Genomic DNA, 19,986 nt, shown 5'->3' on the forward strand with positions numbered 1-19,986 from the left:
CAGCGCGTCGGCCGCCACGGCGGGGAGAACCGGCCCAGACCTCTCGCCGCCGCCTCAGCGCCAGGCACGGACCCGGCCGGGGAGATCTGCGGACAGCCCGCGGGGGCGTTGGTCCTGGTACCGCGACGCTGCCGAACCCGAGGACCCTCGATGGCGCAGAGGGGTCGTCCTGCTGGGCACGGCGTGCGCGGTCGCCGTCGTCCTCGCGATGGTGCCAGCCGTCGAGACGTGGACGCTGACGATCGCGGGTGCTCTTGGGGCAGGGCTCGGTCTGTGGGCGCTCGAGCTCTACCGGACCCCGTCCAGCCGAGCCCTGGAGGCCGGCACGCTGCTCTGCGTCGGCATGGCCGGTGCGATCCTGAACGCCACCGCGCCACAGTCGCCCGGGTTCGTGCTCGCCTACTTCGCAGTCTCCGGGCTCGGGCTGCGTTTTCCCCCGCGACCGGCCACCCTGCTGGCGGCCGGCGTCATCATCGCTGTCGACATCGGCATCCTCACCACCTCGACCCATGTCGCGACCTCCCTGACGACCAGCGACCTCGGGCTGGCATTCGTGTTCGTGCTCGCCGCCGCCACGCGCAGCGCCCGCGCGGCGCACGCACGCACCGCGGCGCTCGTGCTGGAGCTCGAGCAGTCCAGGGCCGCGCAGGAGGCAGCGGCCGCCCTCGCCGAGCGCACCCGGCTCGCTAGAGAGATCCACGACATCCTCGCCCACTCCCTCGCCGGACAGGTGATGTCGCTGGAGGCCGGCAGGCTGCTCGCCCAGCGGACCGGCGCAGACCCTCGCCTCGTCACGGAGATCGACCGAGCCCAGCGCCTCGCCCGGGACGGACTCGGAGACACCCGGCGCGCCATCGCCGCGCTGCGCGGTGACGCCCTCCCCGGTCCCGAACAGCTCCCTGCCCTCGTGGCGATCGCGCAGTCACAGGGACTGCGCGCCACCCTCACCGTCCACGGAACGCCACGCCCGCTGGCGCCGGACGCCGGCCTGTGCCTGTACCGCACGACGCAGGAGGCCCTGACCAACGCTGCCAAGTACGCCGGGCGTGGTGCAACAGTGCAGGTCGTGCTGCGATGGGAGCAAGCAGCCGTGCACCTCGACGTCACAGACACCCGCCGCCCTGGACTCGGTGGGCCGATCTCCGGGCCGGGGGCCAGCGTCCCCCCGGGAGGGTACGGCCTCACCGGTCTGCGCGAGCGGGCCGAGCTGGCCATGGGCACCCTCGACGCGGGGCCGACCGAGGACGGCTTCCAGGTCCGTCTCACCCTGCCCACCGAACAGGCCACAGCGGAGGAGAGCAGATGACTCTGCCAAGCGAGACACGTGGCGGGGCCGCACGGGTGCTCATCGTCGACGACCAACGCGTCGTCCGAGAAGGGCTGTCGATGCTGCTCGGGCTCATCGACGGCCTCGACGTGGTCGCGGTGGCCGCCGACGGGGACGAAGCCATCACGCAAGTCGAGGAGAGCGACCCGGACGTGGTGCTGATGGACCTGAACATGCCGCGAACCGACGGCATCGAAGCCACGCGCCGCCTCGCCATCAGCCACCCTCACCTGCCGGTGATCGTGCTGACCACCTACACGGATGACGAACGCGTCTTCGCAGCGCTACGCGCGGGTGCCCGCGGATACCTGACCAAAGACGCCGGCGCCGCTGAGATCGAAGCCGCCATCACCGCGGCCACCGCCGGAAAGGTGCATTTGGACCCTGACGTCCAGCGGCGCCTGCTCGAGACGCTCAGGAGCGGCGCCGCCTTTGGCATCCCCGACGGCGATCCCGTCGAACCGTCAGGCAGATCCGCTCCCGCTCAAGGGGCTTCGGCAGCACCAGGCACGGCCCCGGACGGTCTCACGAGAAGGGAGGTTGAGGTGTTCCAACAGATCGCCGAAGGGCGCTCCAATGCCGAGATCGCAGCGAACCTGTACGTGTCGGAGGCCACTGTCAAGACGCACATCAACCACATTTTCGCCAAGACCGGCGTGCGTGATAGAGCCCAGCTGGTCGCCTACGCCTTCCGAACCGGGGTCGCAGGTCCTCCTTCCTGACCGGCCGCCGCCGGGACTCGCCCGAAATACCTAACGACGCAACGTGGCCTGGGGTACACAACATGCTCAACGGCGTCTCGGCGGTGATGAGCGTGCGTTTTCAGTGACCTTGCTTTGCGCGTACCTGGACTTCAAGAGGACAAGCACATGTCAGACCTGGTGACGTACGTCGATCGGCTCCCCACCCCCGGCGAGCATCGTGTACTTGCAGAGTCCGTCCGGTGGTCGCACGCCTTCGACTGGGACACTATGGAGGCATCATTGGCCGGCTCCATCGCTGGCGTCGTGACCCTCGACGGAGCGCACGTCATAGGCATGGTCCGGCTGGTCGACGACGGAGTAAAGTGCTACTACGTGCAAGACATCGCTGTCCTGCCCACCTTCCAAGGCCGGGGAATCGGCGCAACGCTGCTTCAGCGACTCCTGGAGCGCGTGGCCCGGACCGCAGTCACAACGGCCTTCGTGGGCCTGTTCGCCACGGAAGGCGCCGCATCCCTGTACCAGCGCCACGGCTTCACTCGTGGCGACATGACAAGTATGTTCCGGCTCGTCCCTCCGATGCATGCGTGACCCGACGCTCAGGCCACTCAAGTGGCCCGTTCCGGGTCTGATGGAGGCTCTCATTCCAAGGAAGGATGAGAGTCATGGCAGCACCGAGGAAGTACCCCGACGAGCTCCGCGAGGGAGCAATCAGGATGGCCGTCGAGCTGCGGCGTGACCCCGAGACCGACTGGCCCATCCCGTCCCTCGAAGGCCAGCTCGCCACTCAAGCACGGCGAGGGAAGTGGCGAGGACAGCGCTCGTGACGAAGTAGCGCCGGTCGCGGCCGGTCGCCGCGGCCCATGCCACCATGCTCATCGCATGGAGTCCGTCGACCAGGGCGCCCGCACGGTGCGCCTCAGGGACGCCCGCTGCTACCACCGCCACGGCCTGTGCCAAGTGACGGACTCCTAGCATTCGAGCGACCCCTACAGTTGTGTCGTCCGGCACCCCGTGAAGCTCGTGACCGGCCAGCCAAGCCGGGGCAACCATACCGCTGATCCCGTAGGCTGCCCTGCCGACCTCAAGCGGGACGCCGGCTGCGTTCATGAGCCTCATCTCGACCGCCGTGAGGTCACGGCCGCAGCTACGGCGGTCGCCGCGATGCCGCCAATAACACCGAGGAGCCCGTGGTGCTGGGAGGCCCAGAGCTGAGGGGACCAGTCGGCGGATTGCTCAGTGAAGGGGCCGCGCGTGCCGTAGTCGTGGTCCTCGTCGGCGGGACTGTCGAGGTTGTCCGGGCGGTCCGGGTCGCTCGGCTCGGTCGTCTGCTGGGAGTCGAAGCCGGTGCGGGCCAGGTAGCGGTCCAGCAGGCCGGGCGCCACGGCGTTGGCCACCAGCGTGCCCATCGTGCTGCCGCCCACCCAGTACTCCCGGCGCCCGGGGTGGTCGGCGGCGTGCACGACGGCGCGTGCGGCCACGTGCGGCTCGTAGATCGGGGGCACGGGCTGCGGCTTCCGGGGCAGGCGCGAGCGCACCCACTCGAACTGGGGCGTGTTGACCGCGGGCATCTGCACCATGGTCACGCGCACCGGGCTCTTGTCGTGGAGCAACTCGCATCGGAGAGACTCGTGGAAGCCCTGGATGGCGTGCTTGGCGCCGCAGTAGGCGGTCTGGAGAGGGATGCCCCGGTAGGCGAGGGCGGACCCCACTTGCACGATGGTGCCACGTCCGCGCTTCTTCATCCGCGGGAGGATCGTCATCGTCGCGTAGACGTAGCCGAGGTAGGAGACCTCGGTGACGCGGCGGTATTCCGCGGGGTGGATCTCGTCGAATGGTGCGAAGACCGAGGTGAACGCCACGTTGACCCAGACGTCGACGGGCCCGAGCTCGCGCTCGACGGTGTCGATGGCACCAGTCAGGGCATCGGGGTCGGCGACGTCGACCTCAACGACCAGTGGGTGGCCGCCGGCGGCGCGGACCTCTTCGGCGGCCGCCTCGAGGCCGGCGCGTCCGCGCGCCAGCAGCGCCACCGCGGCGCCGCGCGCGCCGAAGGCGACCGCGGTGGCGCGGCCGATGCCGCCGCTGGCACCGGTCACTGCGACGACCTGGTTGCGGTGGTTGCCTGGGTCGTTCATGGCGTTCCTCTCGTCGTACCGGACAGGGTCTGCTGGGACGGCTGGCGTCAGGTGTACAGGTGGGTGCCGGGTCCGTCAGCGAGCCGGGCGCTCGCCTCGAGCATCGCGGCGTGGACGAAGGCCTGAGGGAGGTTGCCGCGCAGCTGGCGTTGGCGGACGTCGAACTCCTCGGTGAACAGGCCCGGGGTCGTGCAGGCGGCGCGACCACGTTCGAACCACCGCAGCGCCTCGGCGCGGTGGCCCTGCTGGTGCGTGGCGAGCGCCATGTGGAAGCCGCAGAGCAGGAAGACGCCTTCGGCCTCGGCGAGGGGTCGCTCGTCGTGACGGAACCGGTAGAGGTAGCCCTCGTCGGCCAGCTCGTCGCGCACCGCCGCAAGGGTGGCGATGCTGCGCGGGTCCTCCGCAGGCACCGCACCCCGCACGGCGGCGAGCAGGAGGGACGCGTCGACCCGCTCGTCCTGCGGGCTCTGCTGCCAGCGGCCGCTCGGGTGGAGGCAGTCGGACGTCACGTCGGCGACGACGGTGTCAGCGAAACCGGCCCACTCGGCAGCCTGGGCGGTCGGCGCGACCGCGGCGATCCCCCGCAGGCCTGCTGCACAGACGAGACGCGAGTGCGCCCAGCGCCGGTCGGCCAGCTCCCAGATGCCAGCGTCCGGCTTCTTCCAGCGCGTGCGCATGACGTCGATGCACGTCTCGACCGCTCGCCACCCGTCGAGGTCGAGCATCCCGTGGCGCTCCGCTGCGGCGAAGAGCAGCAGCGACTCGCCGAGCGTGTCGAGCTGGAACTGCTGGTTGACCCAGTTGCCGACGACGTCCTTGCCGCCGGGGTAGCCGGGCAGGTCCAGCTGCCGCTCGTCCGGGACGAGGCCGCCGTCCACGGTGTAGGCCGGGCGGAGGTCGTTGCCGTGCTCGAGCAGCGCGCCGGACACGAAGGTGACCGCGGACCCGAGGAGCGGGTGGGGGCCGCAGGCGGCGACCGCCTGACCGGCGTAGCACTGGTCGCGGATCCACGCGTAGCGGTAGTCGTAGTTGCGGCTGCGTCCGCCGTGCTCGGGCAGCGACATCGTGGCAGCCGCCACCATCCCGCCGCGCGCGCTCGTGAGGCCACGCAGTACGGCAAACGACTGCCGGGCGTCGGTGGGTGCGATGGTCTGCTCGATGCTCGGAACGGCGTCGGCCCACGAGCTCAGCGTCGCCGACCACGTCGGGTCCGGGTCGGGTGGATGTTCGGGCAGGTGGTCGCGACCGATCTCGAGGACGAGATCGTGGCTCTGGCCGTCGTCGAGCTCCACGACGAGCTCGAGGCGGTTGTCCGAGCTGACCCAGTGGGCGTCGGCGGCGCCGGTCCAGCGCATGACGTGCCGGCCGGCGCGACCGGTCCACACGTCGCCAGAGCGGTGAACGTCGACCATCGGCTCGGTGCCGAAGCCGGCCCCGAGCGAGAGTACGGCGGCGAACCGGGCGTCGCCCTGCTGCGCCTCGAGATGGTGGAGCAGCACGACGCGGTCCTGGTCCCCGGGGAACGCCAGGGCTTGCCGGCACTCCATGACCCGGTCTGCGGCGGTCCACCGCCCGCGCCAGACGAGCGTCCCCTCCTCGTAGTAGCCGCCCCAGACGAAACGCTCCTCGAGCGGGGTGACGGCATACGTCCCCGGTCCGCCGATCAGGGAGCCGAAGACGGGGTCGTCGTGCCACTGCGGCGCGCACAACCACGCGATCTCCCCGCGGGGCCCGACGAGGGCGGCGCGCTCGCCGTCGGCGAGGACGGCATACTCCCGCAGGACGTGCAGCGGCAGGCCCGCCGGCAGCTTCACGCGACCCGCCACTGGTCCGCACCCCCGCTCACCGTCATGCCGTGCCCCGGGACGTCGGACCGCGGGTGCAGGGCACCGTCGCTCACCTCGGGTATGCCGTCGAGCAGCTGGGGCTCGAGCAGCGCGTGGTCGACGAACCACTCGACGTGCCGCAGGTTGGGCACCGCCGCCGCGACGACGGCGTGGAGCGAGGGCGCGCAGTGCGCCGAGACCTGTAGGTGCGCCGCCTCGGCCTGGGTCGCGCCGCGCAGCCAGCCGGAGTAGCCGCCGCAGCGGGTGGCGTCGAGCTGGAGGCAGTCGACGGCGGGCAGCAGCGCCGTCACGTCGTCGGGGGTCGCGGCGTACTCCCCCGCCGCCACGTCGCAGGAGAGCGCCTCACGGACGACGGCGAGGCCAGCGGTGTCGTCGCTGGAGACCGGCTCCTCGAACCACACGACGCCGAGGTCGTCGAGCCGGTCGCCGACACGGACGGCCTCACCGAGGGTGTAACCGCCGTTGGCGTCGACCATGAGCCGGGTGCCCTGGGGAGCCAGGCGGCGCAGCTGGCGAACGCGCTGGAGGTCGCGCCCGGGGTCGGCGCCCCAGCTCTCGCCGATCTTGATCTTCATCGCCGTGCAGCCGGCCTTGGCCCAGCCCTCGACCTGGTCGGCGAGCTGCGCGTCGTCGAGCGTCGTGAATCCGCCTGAGCCGTAGACCGGCACGTCGTCGCGGCAGCGGCCGAGCAGATCGCCGAGCGGCACGTCGAGCAGTCGCGCCTTGAGGTCCCACCACGCCACGTCGACGGCGCTGACGGCCTGCATGGCCAGGCCGGTGCTGCCCAGGTTGCGGACGGCGCGGCGCATCGCCGACCACCCGTCGGTCACGTCGAGGGCGCTGCGGCCGAGCACTGCGGCGTCAGCTCGTCCTCGACGACCGCGGCGGCCGCGCGGCTCGAGTAGGTCCAGCCGAGTCCGGTGCAGCCGCCTGCCTCGAGCGTGACCGTGACGGCGGTCGTCGCGCGCCACGCCAGCGTGCCGTCCGCCTCGGGCTGGGGCGTCGGGAAGCGGTAGACGGCCGTCTCGACTGCCGTGATCGCGCTGTCGTCGCGGGCGTATGCCGTGTCGCTCCGTCGCGCGCTCATGCTCGCACCGCCTGCTGCTCGGTCAGGCCTTGGCGAGCTTGCGCCGCAAGGCGATCGGCGGCCCGGGCGGCGAGCGCCATGATCGTCAGGGCCGGGTTCGCCGATCCCTGGGTGGGCAGCACGCTGCCGTCGACGACGTAGAGGTTGGGGATGCCGAAGACGCGGTGGTCGGCGTCGACGACGCCGTCCTCGGGCCGGGCAGCCATGCGGGCTCCGCCGACCAGGTGGGCGTAGCGGTCGATCGTCATGACCTCACTGGCTCCGGCGGCCTTGAGGATCGTCTCCATCGACTCGGTCGCGGCCTTGGTCAGCATGCGGTCGTTGTCGCACTGCGAGTAGGAGAAGTGCGCGATCGGCAGGCCGTGGCGGTCCTTCTCGTCGGCCAGGGTGACGCGGTTGTCGGGCTGCGGCAGGAACTCGCACAGCGCCCCGATGGTGGCCCAGTGCACGAAGTCGCGGAGGTACTCGCGCAGCGGTGCCCCCCAGTGCCCTTGCGCGACAACGTGTTCGGCCCAGGTGATGGGCAGCGGGCTGACGTTTTGGATCGACCAGCCGCGGCGGTAGGGCTTGGTCGGGTCGGTCTCGTAGAACTGCTCCGAGGACACCTCCGGCGGCGGGGCCTTGTAGGCGCGGATCTCCTCCTCGAACCGGCCCGAGGTCTGCGGGGCGCCCTGGACCATGAGGTAACGCCCGAGCTGGTCGTGGTCGTTGCCCAGCCCGGCGGCATACCGCTCGGTGGCCGAGAGCAGCAGCAGGCGTGGGGTCTCGATGGAGTAGCCGGCGACGGCGACCGCCCGGGCCCGCTGGAAGTGCTCGCGCCCGCGGCGCAGGTAGGTGACGCCGGTGGTCCGGCCCGAGGCGTCGTCGACGACGACCCGCGTGACCATGCTGTCGGGGCGGATCTCCGCGCCGTGCGCGAGGGCGTCGGGCACGTGCGTGATGAGCGGGCTCGCCTTGGCGTTCACCTTGCAGCCCTGGAGGCAGAAGCCGCGGTAGATGCAGTGCAGTCGGTGCCCGAAGCGGCCGTTGGCGATGGCCACCGGCCCGACGCGGGTCTCGATGCCGGCTGCGAGCGCGCCCCGCTGGAAGATCTCCCCGTTGCCGCCGACCGGGTGCGCCGAGTGCGGGTAGGAGTGCGGGTCACCCCACGGCCAGTCCTGCCCGGCGACGGGCAGCTCCTGCTCGATCTGCTCGTAGAACGGCCTGAGGTCTGAGTAGGCGATCGGCCAGTCGGCGCCGACGCCGTCGTCGGTCAGCACCGAGAAGTCGCTGGGGTGGAAGCGCGGGGTGTAGCCGGCGTAGTGCACCATCGACCCGCCGACACCTCGGCCCGAGTTGTTCGAGCCCATCGGCACGGGGTCGCTGCCGCCGATCTGGCGCGGGTCGGTCCAGTAGAGCGTGTGCGAGCCGCGCTCGTCCGAGACCCAGTCGGCGTCCGGGTCCCAGAACGGACCGGCGTCGAGGCACACGACGCGCCAGCCTGCCCGGGCAAGGCGCTGGGTCAGGACGCTGCCGCCGGCGCCGGCACCCACGACGGCGAGGTCCACCTCGTCGCTGTCGTCGAAGCGCCGCATGTCGTCGCGGAGGCGGTGGTTGGTCCGGGTGCCGTCGGTCGGCAGGAGCCAGGCGGAGTCGTTGCGAGCCCGTAGGTCCCGCTCGGCGCGCGGGCCACCCGAGGGGATGGGCAGTCGAGTCACCGTGCGCCTCCCTCGAGCATGGCGGCGTGGTGCTGTCGCGCCGCCTCCACCCGCTGGGCGAAGGGGGCGGGACGCCGGCCGACGGTGTCGGCGGCCTCCCAGTGCTCGCGTCCGCCGAGATTGACGTAGCCGCGTGGGTAGGCGGGTCCCGGGAAGCCGATCTCGTTCCATGCCCAGGGGTGGGAGTAGAAGGCGGTGCACGCATACCGCGTCCACAGGCTCCACACGTGCTCGGCGGAGACGCCGAGCCAGGGCTTGCCGGCCGAGGAGAGCGTCTGGACGCCCTGGACGAGCGCGGCCTGGCGGCGCGCATCGAGCTCACCGAAGCGCGTGCCGTCGAAGCGTTCCTTCGCGGCGTCGTCGAGCCAGGCCAGGGTGTGCCGCCAGGCGTCGCCGTCCTCGGGGAGGTCGTCGTAGTGCCAACCGTCGGTCTCGCCCACCGCGAGGCGCTCGTCGAGCAGCGCGAGCACCGGCACGCGGGGCTCCTCGTCCTGGTGGAGGATCAGGTCGAGCAGGGGCGCCGCGACCGACACCTCGTCGGGGGTGAAGAAGGCGAGGTCGGACGGGTGAGCGAGCCGGCCGAGGACGACGCCGGCGGTGACGTCGTCCCAGGCGTCGACCGAGTCGAGCACGTCGAAGCCGGCGAAGCGGCCACGCCCCTGGGGCGTGACGGCGTGACGGTGCGGAGCCCGGTACGGCATCAGCGGTGCCTCCCCAGCCGAAGCACGCGGCCGGAGGGGGACGTGCTGGGACGCGTAGTCTCGTCCTCACGCCGCAGCACCGCCGCGAGCAGGCCCATGCCACCGACGACGGTGGCCAGCAGCGGGGCGAACAGGGGCGGGCCCGACTCGAGGTTGTAGCGGGTGACACCACCTGGTCGCTGGGCGACACCGCGCCAGTGCAACCATGTGCCCTGCAGGCCGTTGGCGACGATGAGCGCCGAGGCGACCGGCAGCACGGTGTGGGCGGCGCGTTTCGAGAAGATGCCGGCCACACCCGCCGGCACGGCCGCGGGCAAGATCGCGACCGGCCACCACATCAGCTTGTTGCCGAAGCTCGCGCCGTCGTGGGCGAGGTAGATCTCGGCCGTGGTGACGGCGGCTCCCGCCGCGGTCAGGCCGGCGAGGGTCTGCTCGAAGCGGCCCGTGCGCACGTCCTTGACGGCTCGCTCGAGCCAGCTCGTGGCACTGCCGGTGGTGCGAGCCATCGTCACTCACCGCCCTTGAGGCCGGGGACGATCTGCTGCGCCTTCATCTTGACGCCCTGCTTGATGAAGCCCCACCGGTCCTCGTCGCCGTGCAGGACCGCGGCCGCGGTCGCCTTCGCCTGTTCCAGCGTGGCGCGCGGCGGGATCGGGGGGATGTCGGGGTCGCAGCGCACGTCGAGCACGGTCGGCCGGTCGGCCGACAGGGCGGCGTCCCAGGCGGGGCCGAGCTGGTCGGGATCGTCGATGTTGACCCCGACCAGGCCGAGGCTCCGCGCGAAGGCGGCGTAGTCGACGTCGGGGAGGGTCTGAGACTCGGCGAACTTCGGCGAACCCTCCATGGCCCGCATCTCCCACGTCACCTGGTTGAGGTCGTTGTTGTGCAGGACCGCCACGACGAGCCGTGGGTCGGCCCACTGCTGCCAGTAGTGCGCGACCGTGATGAGCTCGGCCATGCCGTTCATCTGCATCGCGCCGTCACCCACCAGGGCGATGGCCGGCCGGTCGGGGTGCGCCCACTTCGCGCCGATGACGTAGGGCACGCCCGGGCCCATCGTGGCCAGCGTCCCCGAGAGCGAGCCGAGGATGTCGCCGTGGAACCGCAGGTTGCGGGCGTACCAGTTGGCGGCGCTGCCCGAGTCGGAGGCGACCATGGCGTTGGTCGGCAGGCGGCTGGAGAGCTCCGAGAAGATGCGCATCGGGTTGACCGGCTCGGCGTCGTTCATCGCCCACGTGTCGACGGTCTGCCACCAGTCGTCGACGTTGGCCTCGATCTCCTCGCGCCAGGAGCGGCCCTCCTTGCGGTGCAGCAGCGGGATGAGGGCCCGCAGCGTGGCCTTGGCGTCCCCGACGAGGTTGAGCTCGTAGGGGTAGCGCATGCCGATCCAGGCCTCGGACCGGTCGATCTGCACCGCGCGGGCCTGGTCGAGCGGCGGCATGAACTGCGTATACGGGAAGTTCGAGCCGACGGTGAGCAGGGTGTCGCAGCGCATCATCAGGTCGTAGGACGCGGTGGTGCCGAGCAGGCCGATGGAGCCGGTGACCCACGGCAGCGTGTCGGGCAGCACGTCCTTTCCGAGCAGTGCCTTGGCGGCGCCGGCGCCGAGCAGGTCGGCGACCTCGGTCAGCTCGGCCTCGCAGCCGCGGGCGCCCTGCCCCACGAGCATGGCCACCTTCTCGCCGGCGTTGAGCAGGTCGGCGGCACGGCGCACGGCGTCGTCGTCGGGGCAGGCGGTGGCCCGGGCGGTGCCGACGCTCGAGGGCACCATCTTGAACGCGTGGCCGGGCGCGGTGTACTCGAGCTCGAGCACGTCGGACGGGAAGATGATGCAGGTGGGCGCGCTGCGCGCCTGGGCGATCCGGATGGCGCGATCGATGAGGTTGGGCAGTTGCTCGGGCACGGTGCACATCTGCACGTAGTCGGAGCAGACGTCCTTGAAAAGGGTCATCAGGTCGACCTCCTGCTGGTACGACCCGCCCATCGCGCTGCGCGCGGTCTGGCCGACGATGGCCACGACCGGCACGTGGTCGAGCTTGGCGTCGTAGAGTCCGTTGAGCAGGTGGATCGCGCCCGGGCCGCTCGTAGCGACACAGACGCCGAACTCACCGGAGAACTTGGCGTAGCCGACCGCCTCGAAGGCGGCCATCTCCTCGTGACGGGCCTGGACGAACTGCGGTCGGTTCTCGGCGCGTCCCCAGGCGGCCAGCAGGCCGTTGATCCCGTCGCCAGGGAAGCCGAACACCTGACGCACACCCCAGTCCCGCAACCGGGACAGCACCACGTCGGCAACCTGCTGGGTCATTTCAACCTCCTGCGTCGTCGTCCATGAGCCATGGGTCATCTGAGCCGGATCCGTCACGGACTGCTACCACCGGGCCGTTGGCCGGCACCAGCTGTCGGGGGCACTCCCATTCTGTTTACGCGCAATAGTTGCGGATTGCAAGAGTCAGGCGGCAGACTCGGTTCGTGATTGATGACGATCGCCCACCACCAACCGACCATCGCCAGATCCACGATGGCGAGGTGAGTGCCGTGCTCGACGCCTGCCGCATTCTCGTGGCAATCACCGCTCGATCGATGGCGGCCGTGGCGGAGGTGGGTGATCTGCTCGAGCTGCGCGCGCTGGTCGTGCTCTCAGGGCAGCCCCCGATGTCTCTCGGCACCTTGGCCGACGCGGTCGGCATACACCTGACCCGAGCCAGCCGCTTGTGCGACCGTCTCGTCGCGCGCGGGCTCATCGACCGCACCGACGACCCGGGCAACCGTCGCCAACTCCTCCTGCAACTCACGAAGGAGGGGCACGACGTCGTAGCGAAGGTCATGCAAGAGCGAGAAGGACAGATCCGGCCCATCCTTGCTCGTATGACCCCGAACGAGCGCAAGGGTCTCGTCACCGCCTTGGGACCATTCGCGCAAGCGGCAGACGGACTGGCCCGCACCGACCTCTGGGCCCTTGGATGGAGCCCGTGACAGCGCCCGGTGCCACGCACGTGATCAGCAGCTCCTACGTCACGTAGGTCCGCGCCCTCGACACATCGCCTTTTGGTGGCGCGGCACCCCAGCATCCCCGTCGTCGCCGAGCTCCGAAGCCGTCCCCCCGGGACTCGCGAGGAGTGTGCGTCCCGGGTGGGCCCTGCGCGCGAACGCCGTCCTGGCCGGGACTGCTGTACGGACAGATGACAGTTTCGGTTAGGCCGCCAGGGGGACGTCGTCGCCATGACCATTCGTGTTCGACCGGGATAAACCGCCCGAGTCGGGGCTGTCTCCGACGGTGGTGGTAGGTGCGCTCGATCCAGGTGACGACCGCGATTCGCAACCTTTCTCAGGCGGCCCAGTCGCGACGGTCTAGGACGTTCTTCTGCAGCAGCGCGAAGAACGACTCCATGGCCGCGTTGTCGCCGGCCGCTCCGACCCGGCCCATCGAGCCGACCATGCCGTGGCGGTGCAGCCGGTGGACCAGCTTCCTGGACCGGAACTGAGCGCGAGCTCAAACGGTCGGCGTGTAGGACGCACCCGGCCACGTCCGCGCCTTCAGCGTGCCAGCGGGCGACGGCGTTGTTCAGGGCCTCGACGGCGAGGGAGGACTTCATGCGTGAGTCGATCGAGGGAGGACTCCATGCGTGAGTCGATGGAGTATCCCACGATCCGGTTGGAGTGCACGTCCTTGACCGCGCACAGGTAGAGCTTGCCCTCGCCGGTCCAGTTCTCGGTGATGTCGCTGAGCCACAGGCGATTCGGGGCAGGCGCGGTGAGGTCCCGCTCAACCCGGTCGTCGTAGACCGGAGGGCCCGGCGTCTTGCCGTTACGGCCCCGCTTCTTGCCGAACGCGGACCACCAGTCCAGCTGCGAGCAGAGCTTTTACGCGGTCCGCTCCGCCATCGACTGCCCCGCCTCGCGGGCCTCGTCGACCAGGAACCGGTACCCGAACTCCGGGCCGTCGCGGTGCGCGTCGAACAACGCGTTCGCCCGGTACGCCTACGTCAGCTCGGCCGCCGTGACGGGCCGAGCGAGGCAGCGGTGGTAGGGCTGACGGGCGATGTTCCGCACCGGGCACGTCACCGTGACGGGGCCCCGTCGCCGGTGAGCGTGCAGACGAGCGTCAACCTCGTCATCCGGCAGGTGCGCCTGTGGGAGGTAGGCCGCGGCGCGGCGCTGGCCGAGCATCGCCCGTCGATCGTCAGCCACAGGTTGAGGCACGACGGCGACATCGCCAAGTCCTTCTCGCCCGGGGCGACGACGGCATCCGACTCCTTAAACCCCGGATCACGCCCTCGGAAATTGATGGGGAACCCCGGGGGCATGGTGCATTCCTCCGAGTACCGTCACACGTCGACAGATCAGATGTCACGCTGTCCGTGCAGCAGACGGAGGGCCTGGGTGAGGCACCCACCGAGCGGGATCGTCCGTGTGCTAGTCGTGACGTGGTCGACGCAGGGCAGATTTCCGAAGCGGGGTCGCAGCAACGCCCTGTGTTCATCGCGGGCGATGATCGTGTGGTCGACCGTCCACGTCTCGGCTTCGGGGCTTACCGAGGCGATGATCGTTCGGGATCGGGCGCCAGCATGGCTGCTACCAGTTCGCGAGCTGGCGGGTCTTGCCGTCGACGATCTCGGTGACCCGGTCGGCGGAGCCGAGATGCTCCTTGTTGTGGGTGACCATGACAGTGGTCAGGCCCCGGTCGGTTGTCAGCCGCCGCAGCAGGTTGAGGATTTCCTCCCCGCGGTGGGTGTCGAGTGCGCTGGTGGGTTCGTCCACCAGGAGCAGTGAGGGCTGGTTCATCAGTCCTCGGGCGATGGTGACCCGCTGGCGTTGCCCGCCGGAGAGCTGATGGGGGCGCTTGTCGGCCTGGTCGGCGAGCCCGACGGCGTCGAGCAGCTCGGTGGCGCGTTCTGACGCGACGGTCAGGTCATGGCCGCCCATGTGGGCGACGACCAGCAGCTGGTCGCGGGCGGTGAGGGAGGCGAGCAGGTTCGAGCTTTGGAAGATGATGCCGATCTGCTCTCGGCGGACGGTGGCGGTGTCGGAACTCGTGAGCCCGGCGAGGTCGCGCCCGCCGAGCAGGACCCGGCCGGAGTCAGGGGTGATCAGGGTGGCTGCGACGGCCAGAAGGCTGGACTTGCCTGAGCCGGAGGGTCCGACGATCGCGGTCAGGGTGCCGGGTTCGGCGGTGAGGCTGACGTGGTCGAGCGCGGTGAGGCGCTGGTCCCCGTCGGGGTAGGTGAGGGTGACGTCGTCGAGGCGAAGGGTCATCGAGCACTTCCTAGTGCGGTGAGGGGGTCGACCGTGGTGACGGTGCGCAGGGAGACCGCGGCCCCGGCGAGGCCCAGGACGATCATCACGACGGCGGGAAGGAGCAGGGTGGGCAGGTTGAGCACGAACGGCACGGCTGATCCGGCGAGGGTGGTGATGGCGGCTCCGATGCCGGCAGCCATGGCGGTGCCGAGTGCGGTACCGAGGGCGAGGAGGGCCAGGGCCTGGCCGAGGGCGTCCTTGAGGAGGTAGCTGGTGGACGCGCCGAGGGCCTTGAGGATGGCGATCTCGCCGCTGCGCTGCACGGTCCAAACGGTGAAGAAGGCGCCGATGACCAGAGCCGAGATCGCGAACAGCAGGGCCCGCATCAGCTGCAGCGAACCGTTCTCGGAGGTGTAGGAGCCGATCGCGGACAGCGACTGCCCCGGGGTGAGGGTGGTCGTGCCGAGCCGCTGGTCGGCTGCCGCCAGGGAGGCGTCGTCCGTGCTGGATCCGTCGGTGGTCAGTGCCAGGAACGTGGCTTCGCCAGGTTTCTTACCGGACGAGAGTGCGCTGGTGGTGACGGCCCAGATCACGGGGGCGTGGGAGAACTCCTCGTCCCCGGACACCGCGGCGACGGTGACTGACTGGCCTGCCACGTCGACGTGGTCACCTACGGCCACCTGCAGGGCAGTGGCCGCCTTGGTGGACAGAACCACCTGCCCGGGGGCGACCCCGGGAGCCAATGGCGAGCCGGACGGGACGGCGAAGAGCGCGACGCCGGCGCTGCGTCCGTCGACACCGGCCCGGGTCATGGTGATGGTGACGGGCTCTGCCCGTTGAACGCCCGGGACGCGAGACCAGCTCGCCTGCACGGAGGGTGCGATGGACGAGTCGGTGAACGCCAGCTTGGCTCCGGAAGCGGGCGCCGAGAAGACCAAGTGGTCGGCGGGAAGGTCGGTGATCGCAGAGGTGTTGCCGCGGCCGAGCCCGGCCGTGAGACCGGAGAGCAGGACGACAAGCAGGGTGATCAGGGTGACGACGGTGCCCATCAAGGCAAACCGTCCCTTGGCAAAGCGGAGATCTCGGATGGCGACGAACACGCCGATGGTTTCCTTTCGCAATGTCCCGGCTGGGGCGCATGCCTCGTTGTGGGCGTCGAGGTCGGGTCCGGTGTGTGCCGCGGGTTGCGGCGTTGACCCCTACGGTCCTTGACGCGGGCATGGTGCGGCATCGCCCAGCGGGTTGGTTGCGCGTCATCGAAGGACTCAGGAACTGGTCAAACCTTTGATGGATGCCGGTCGTGCTGCACCGCCGTAAGGTGGCTCGAGACATGTCTTCTCATTCGTCGGCCGTTCCGGTCGCTGCTGTCGCCAGCAGGCGGTTGGAGCAGATTCCGGTCCCTGCGTCGTTGCGCTGGGGCATCCACCTGCTCGTCGCAGCCCTGCTCGTCCTCGCTCTTGTGCGCGGCGTCGTCGGCCGCACACCTGGGTGGCCCTTGGTCCTGCTCTGCGCGGGGCTGGTCGGGATCGTCTACTCCGTCGGACCACGATGGCCCGCGGTGAGCCGGTCACCACGCGTGACGAGTGCGTGGCTCGCGCTGCTGCTGGGGGCCTGGCTGGCGCTGCTGGCCGTCAGCCCCGAAGCGGTCTATTTGGCGTTCCCCTGGTTGTTCCTGCTGCTTCACCTGCTGCCCCGCCCCGCTGGGCTCACCGCCGTCGTCATCGTCACGGGGATCGCAGTTGCCGGGTTTGCCTGGCATCAAAAGACGCTCACCGCCGCCATGGTCATTGGCCCCGTCCTCGGAGCCGGTGTCGTCATCGCCACCGTGCTCGGCTACCAGGCCCTCTACGCCGAGTCGGATCACCGGCGCCGCCTGATCCTCGAGCTCGACCGAACCCGGTCCGAGCTGGCAGCCGTGGAACGCCGCGCCGGGGTGATGGACGAACGGGAACGGCTGGCTCGGGAGATCCACGACACCCTCGCTCAGGGCCTGTCCAGCATCCAGCTGCTGCTAGGCGCTGCGACCCGATCCCTGGACCCCGAGCGCGAGGTCAACCCGGCCCGTGCCCTGGACCTTGTCGAACGGGCCCGGCACGAGGCGCGAGAAAACCTCGCCGAGGCACGACGGTTCGTGCGGGCACTGGCTCCCGTAGACCTTGAGGAGTCAACGCTCACGGCAGCCCTGCGGCGCCTGTGCGAGACAACCACGACGCGTGCCGGCATCCCGGTGTCCTTCCACGAGCAAGGGCCCGGGGTCGCCCTGGGCACGCCGGCCGAAGTCGCCCTCCTGCGCATCGCACAGGCGGCCCTCGGCAACACCACCCAGCACGCCCAGGCCACCCGCGCCGACGTCACGTTCACCGTCATGGATGCCGCCGTGACCCTCGACGTCGTCGACGACGGCATCGGCTTCAACACCCGAGCCACATCGGCTGGCGCAGATGACGAGACCGGCACCAGATCCGGAGGTTTCGGTCTTCGGTCCATGGCGTCGCGCGCCGCGGAGCTGGGCGGGGTGCTCACCGTGGAGTCGCAACGTGGCTGCGGAACCGCAGTCTCGGTGCGGTTCGACCGGGCCGGAAGCACCTCTCCACCACCGGCCCCAGCGGCTGACGAGGCTCATGAGGAGCCCACGTGACAACCATCCGACTCCTGCTCGCCGATGACCACCCTGTCGTCCGCGCCGGGCTGCGGGCGGTCCTCGAGTCCGAGCCGGACATCACCGTCGTCGACGAAGCCGCAACCGCCGAGGACGCGGTCTTGCGCACCGAGGTCGGGGATGTCGACGTCGTCCTCATGGACCTGCAGTTCGGACACGGCATGGGGGGCAGTGCCGCCACCAAGGCCATCACCAGCAGAAACGGGTCGACGCGCGTGATCGTGCTCACCACCTACGACACCGAAGCGGACATCATCGCCGCCGTCGAAGCCGGAGCCTCCGGCTACCTCCTCAAAGATGCACCCGCAGAGGAACTCGTCGCCGCCGTCCACGCCGCGGCAGCCGGACAATCGGCCCTTGCCCCCACCATCAGTGACCGACTCATCGAGCGGATACGCACCCCTGCAACTTCGCTCAGCACCAGGGAGACCGAGGTGCTGACCCTCGTCGCCGACGGTCTGTCGAACCAGCAAATCGCCCAGCAGCTCTTCCTCTCGCAAGCAACCATCAAGTCCCACCTGGTCCACATCTTCACCAAACTCAACGCAGACTCCCGCACCGCAGCCGTTGCGATCGCCGTTCAACGAGGGCTCATCCGAGCAGACCGGACACCGCCAGCCGGCGGCGGTCGACGGCCAGAAACGCCCTAACCAGACGCCACACGACGCGGTTCGTTCCCACGCGCCGATCGCCTCGCCGTGACTGACCGGGGTTCCCCGCCTCGCGAATGCCGGGCTGCAGGAGGGTCCGGTTTGGCGGACCGCTAGAGCCAACCGGCTGCGGCCGCCGCTCCTGTGTGCCGAACGTCAAGGACGAGATCAGCCTCGGTTGGCGCCGATGCTCCATCCACGTGAGCGGCGACGTCGGTGGAGCGAGGCGATTGGTGGGTTGGCTGGGCCCGCGTTGCACCCGATTTCCCCGTCCGGGACGCTGCTGGCGTCGCGGGCCCTGCGCACCATCTTCCTCTGGCCCGGAACGGCTCGCAAGGCCCATAGTCGCTGCGCAGTTCGCGGTTCAAGCGAGGTCGGTGACAGCGCGCGTCCGAAGGGGCTCGAGCCTGGTCGCGCAGAACGCGTTCGGAGGTGTCGAGCAGCTAGATACCACGTCCGGGACGACGTGCCAGGCGTTCCTGGTGGAAGACAGACGTGAGATCCATCAGGGGTTGACGACGGCTGTACATGTATAGATGGTGACGGGAGAAGGTCCCAGGTGGCCGAAAGGCCGCTGCACCGTATGGCAACGATATCGGCGACGGGTGAAGGAGATCGACCGCGAGCGTCACTGACTTCCCAAGACCTTCCCACTGGCCGATCGGGACCGGGAGTGGGACGGCAGTGCTGCCGAGAAGCGGATCCGAAGCTGGGCAGGCGCCAAGAAGGAGCCCAACGAGCAGTACCGCGACGCCCACGTCTGGTACGACGCAGACAGCAAGGACAACTTCACGGCATACAAGCTACTTATTGCCGACGTCGTTGACGGACACCTCCGGGCGGCCCCGCGCGCGATCATGACGGCGGCCGCCGCCATGCAGGGATCACGCGGGGGCGTGGACCTGCCGGTTGAGGACCGCGACCGCGTCCGCAACCACTTGGCGAAGTACTACGCCAAGATGGGCGAAGAAACGCCGTGGGAGCGGGAAGACTGAGGAGCGCGGCCAGAAACGCGCCCCCGGTGACACTCAGGACGGTGCCGAAGATCTAGCTGGCGTCGGGAGGCGAGGCGAGGCAAGGCGAGGAAGACGATCGCCGGAGGTCAAGTCGTCTTTCGCGGGGTGGCGCAGGCTGACTCTCGGTATTGGGCAGGCGTTCACGGCGGGCAGGTCGGCCCCGTCCTCGAGGTTGGGTTGCGGAGACGATGTTCACGCATGAGCGAACCAGTACGTCCAGACCGAGGTAACGACGCCTTTCGGCCCCTTCGTCGGTCTGCTCGGCCAGGACGGCTCCGACGAGGCGGACGATGGCTTCGCAGTTGCGGAAGATCCTGCGACGCCAACACGGAGTCGGAGCGGTGCCGGATCTCTTTGTTGAGCCACAGGGTTGGGTTGTTCGACCAGATCTGCGTCCAGATCTTCTTCGGGAAGCTGGTGAGGGACAGCAAGTCCTCGCAGGCGCGGCCAAGGTGCCCGAACACGGCGAGGACCTTGACTGGACGTAGTCGAGCAGCCGATCGCACTGGGCGGCCACGGCGGAGGCGCCAGGCTGGTCATAGACCAAGTGCAGCATGGCCCTGATCGCTGGCGACATGCTCTTCGGGGCCCATCAGGTTGACGGTAAGTGGGTGCGGCAGCTCGGCTATGCGGCGCCACGCAGGTTGGCCGCGATCGCGTCACGCAGCCCGGCGTGCGCCGGAGGGGACGAGCCGGACCCCGGCCAGGCCGCGGGCCACGAGGCCGGCGACGAGCACGTTCTCGTTGCGGGCACCCGGCTCCAGGTTTCTGCGGTGGCCACGGCATGCCGAATACTTCACGGTGGCCGTCGCCGTTGACGCCGGTCGCCAGCCATCATCGAGTTCCTCTGGTCAGGCAGGGTCAAGTCCCAGGTGGTGGTGTAGCGCTGCGTGATCCGTGTTGGAGGGATCAGGCTGTCAGGGCGGGC

The 19,986-nt window shown here is 70.0% G+C and carries 16 protein-coding genes and 2 pseudogenes; 6 read left to right on the top strand and 12 right to left on the bottom strand.

Features of this window, described 5'->3' with window-relative positions; translation table 11 throughout:
* Nucleotides 1–208 precede the first annotated feature (208 nt).
* From ABD979_RS11625 to ABD979_RS11635, 3 genes are all read left to right on the top strand, one after another.
* Complete coding sequence (locus ABD979_RS11625; RefSeq protein ID WP_345507639.1) at nt 209–1,306, top strand: sensor histidine kinase; 1,098 nt, start codon at nt 209–211, stop codon at nt 1,304–1,306.
* 35 nt (nt 1,307–1,341) lie between these two features.
* Nucleotides 1,342–2,049: a response regulator gene (locus tag ABD979_RS11630; protein WP_345507640.1), complete on the top strand. Its 708-nt coding sequence runs from the start codon at nt 1,342–1,344 to the stop codon at nt 2,047–2,049.
* A 147-nt stretch (nt 2,050–2,196) separates the two neighbouring features.
* Nucleotides 2,197–2,619: a GNAT family N-acetyltransferase gene (locus ABD979_RS11635; protein ID WP_345507641.1), complete on the top strand. Its 423-nt coding sequence runs from the start codon at nt 2,197–2,199 to the stop codon at nt 2,617–2,619.
* 524 nt (nt 2,620–3,143) lie between these two features.
* Here the strand turns inward: ABD979_RS11635 and ABD979_RS11640 are convergent.
* The 8 genes from ABD979_RS11640 to ABD979_RS11675 are packed head-to-tail and all read right to left on the bottom strand — an operon-like array spanning nt 3,144 to nt 11,803.
* Nucleotides 3,144–4,166 (bottom strand): SDR family oxidoreductase, encoded by a 1,023-nt coding sequence (locus ABD979_RS11640; RefSeq protein WP_345507642.1) that lies wholly within the window; start codon nt 4,164–4,166, stop codon nt 3,144–3,146.
* Nucleotides 4,167–4,213: 47 nt separating this feature from the next.
* Nucleotides 4,214–5,980 carry a glycoside hydrolase family 15 protein gene (locus ABD979_RS11645; protein WP_345507643.1) on the bottom strand — a complete coding sequence of 589 codons (1,767 nt, stop codon included), beginning with the start codon at nt 5,978–5,980 and terminating at the stop codon, nt 4,214–4,216.
* Nucleotides 5,977–6,867, bottom strand: coding sequence for an enolase C-terminal domain-like protein (locus ABD979_RS11650; protein WP_345507644.1), 891 nt, complete (start codon nt 6,865–6,867; stop codon nt 5,977–5,979). Before ABD979_RS11650 ends, ABD979_RS11645 begins: the two co-directional genes overlap by 4 nt.
* Nucleotides 6,840–7,100, bottom strand: coding sequence for a hypothetical protein (locus ABD979_RS11655; RefSeq protein ID WP_345507645.1), 261 nt, complete (start codon nt 7,098–7,100; stop codon nt 6,840–6,842). Before ABD979_RS11655 ends, ABD979_RS11650 begins: the two co-directional genes overlap by 28 nt.
* Nucleotides 7,097–8,797: a GMC family oxidoreductase gene (locus ABD979_RS11660; protein ID WP_345507646.1), complete on the bottom strand. Its 1,701-nt coding sequence runs from the start codon at nt 8,795–8,797 to the stop codon at nt 7,097–7,099. Before ABD979_RS11660 ends, ABD979_RS11655 begins: the two co-directional genes overlap by 4 nt.
* A complete protein-coding gene (locus ABD979_RS11665) occupies nt 8,794–9,498 on the bottom strand; it encodes a gluconate 2-dehydrogenase subunit 3 family protein (protein WP_345507647.1) in 705 nt (234 codons plus the stop codon). Before ABD979_RS11665 ends, ABD979_RS11660 begins: the two co-directional genes overlap by 4 nt.
* On the bottom strand, nt 9,498–10,004 hold the full coding sequence (locus ABD979_RS11670; RefSeq protein ID WP_345507648.1) for a hypothetical protein: 507 nt from the start codon (nt 10,002–10,004) through the stop codon (nt 9,498–9,500). Before ABD979_RS11670 ends, ABD979_RS11665 begins: the two co-directional genes overlap by 1 nt.
* A gap of 2 nt (nt 10,005–10,006) precedes the next feature.
* Nucleotides 10,007–11,803, bottom strand: a complete 1,797-nt coding sequence (locus ABD979_RS11675) for a thiamine pyrophosphate-requiring protein (RefSeq protein ID WP_345507649.1) — start codon at nt 11,801–11,803, stop codon at nt 10,007–10,009.
* A gap of 164 nt (nt 11,804–11,967) precedes the next feature.
* On the opposite strand from ABD979_RS11675, the gene ABD979_RS11680 reads away from it, so the two are divergent.
* Complete coding sequence (locus ABD979_RS11680; protein ID WP_345507650.1) at nt 11,968–12,471, top strand: MarR family transcriptional regulator; 504 nt, start codon at nt 11,968–11,970, stop codon at nt 12,469–12,471.
* A 253-nt stretch (nt 12,472–12,724) separates the two neighbouring features.
* Here ABD979_RS11680 and ABD979_RS20090 read toward each other — a convergent pair.
* From ABD979_RS20090 to ABD979_RS11695, 3 genes and pseudogenes are all read right to left on the bottom strand, one after another.
* Nucleotides 12,725–13,802 (bottom strand): annotated as a pseudogene (locus ABD979_RS20090) (IS3 family transposase); the annotation flags it as partial.
* Between the two features lie 268 nt (nt 13,803–14,070).
* Nucleotides 14,071–14,751: an ABC transporter ATP-binding protein gene (locus tag ABD979_RS11690; RefSeq protein ID WP_345507651.1), complete on the bottom strand. Its 681-nt coding sequence runs from the start codon at nt 14,749–14,751 to the stop codon at nt 14,071–14,073.
* On the bottom strand, nt 14,748–15,833 hold the full coding sequence (locus ABD979_RS11695; protein WP_345507652.1) for an ABC transporter permease: 1,086 nt from the start codon (nt 15,831–15,833) through the stop codon (nt 14,748–14,750). The genes ABD979_RS11690 and ABD979_RS11695 overlap by 4 nt, the downstream gene beginning before the upstream one ends.
* A 191-nt stretch (nt 15,834–16,024) precedes the next feature.
* Here ABD979_RS11695 and ABD979_RS11700 point away from each other — a divergent pair, with 191 nt between their 5' ends.
* Together ABD979_RS11700 and ABD979_RS11705 are read left to right on the top strand one after the other, a co-directional pair.
* On the top strand, nt 16,025–17,371 hold the full coding sequence (locus tag ABD979_RS11700; protein WP_345507654.1) for a sensor histidine kinase: 1,347 nt from the start codon (nt 16,025–16,027) through the stop codon (nt 17,369–17,371).
* A complete protein-coding gene (locus tag ABD979_RS11705; RefSeq protein WP_345507655.1) occupies nt 17,368–18,042 on the top strand; it encodes a response regulator in 675 nt (224 codons plus the stop codon). The genes ABD979_RS11700 and ABD979_RS11705 overlap by 4 nt, the downstream gene beginning before the upstream one ends.
* A 1,191-nt stretch (nt 18,043–19,233) precedes the next feature.
* Here the strand turns inward: ABD979_RS11705 and ABD979_RS11710 are convergent.
* Nucleotides 19,234–19,889 (bottom strand): annotated as a pseudogene (locus tag ABD979_RS11710) (transposase); the annotation flags it as partial.
* Between the last annotated feature and the right edge of the window lie 97 nt (nt 19,890–19,986).

The organism is Terrabacter aeriphilus (genome assembly GCF_039542985.1).
Classification (GTDB): domain Bacteria; phylum Actinomycetota; class Actinomycetes; order Actinomycetales; family Dermatophilaceae; genus Terrabacter; species Terrabacter aeriphilus.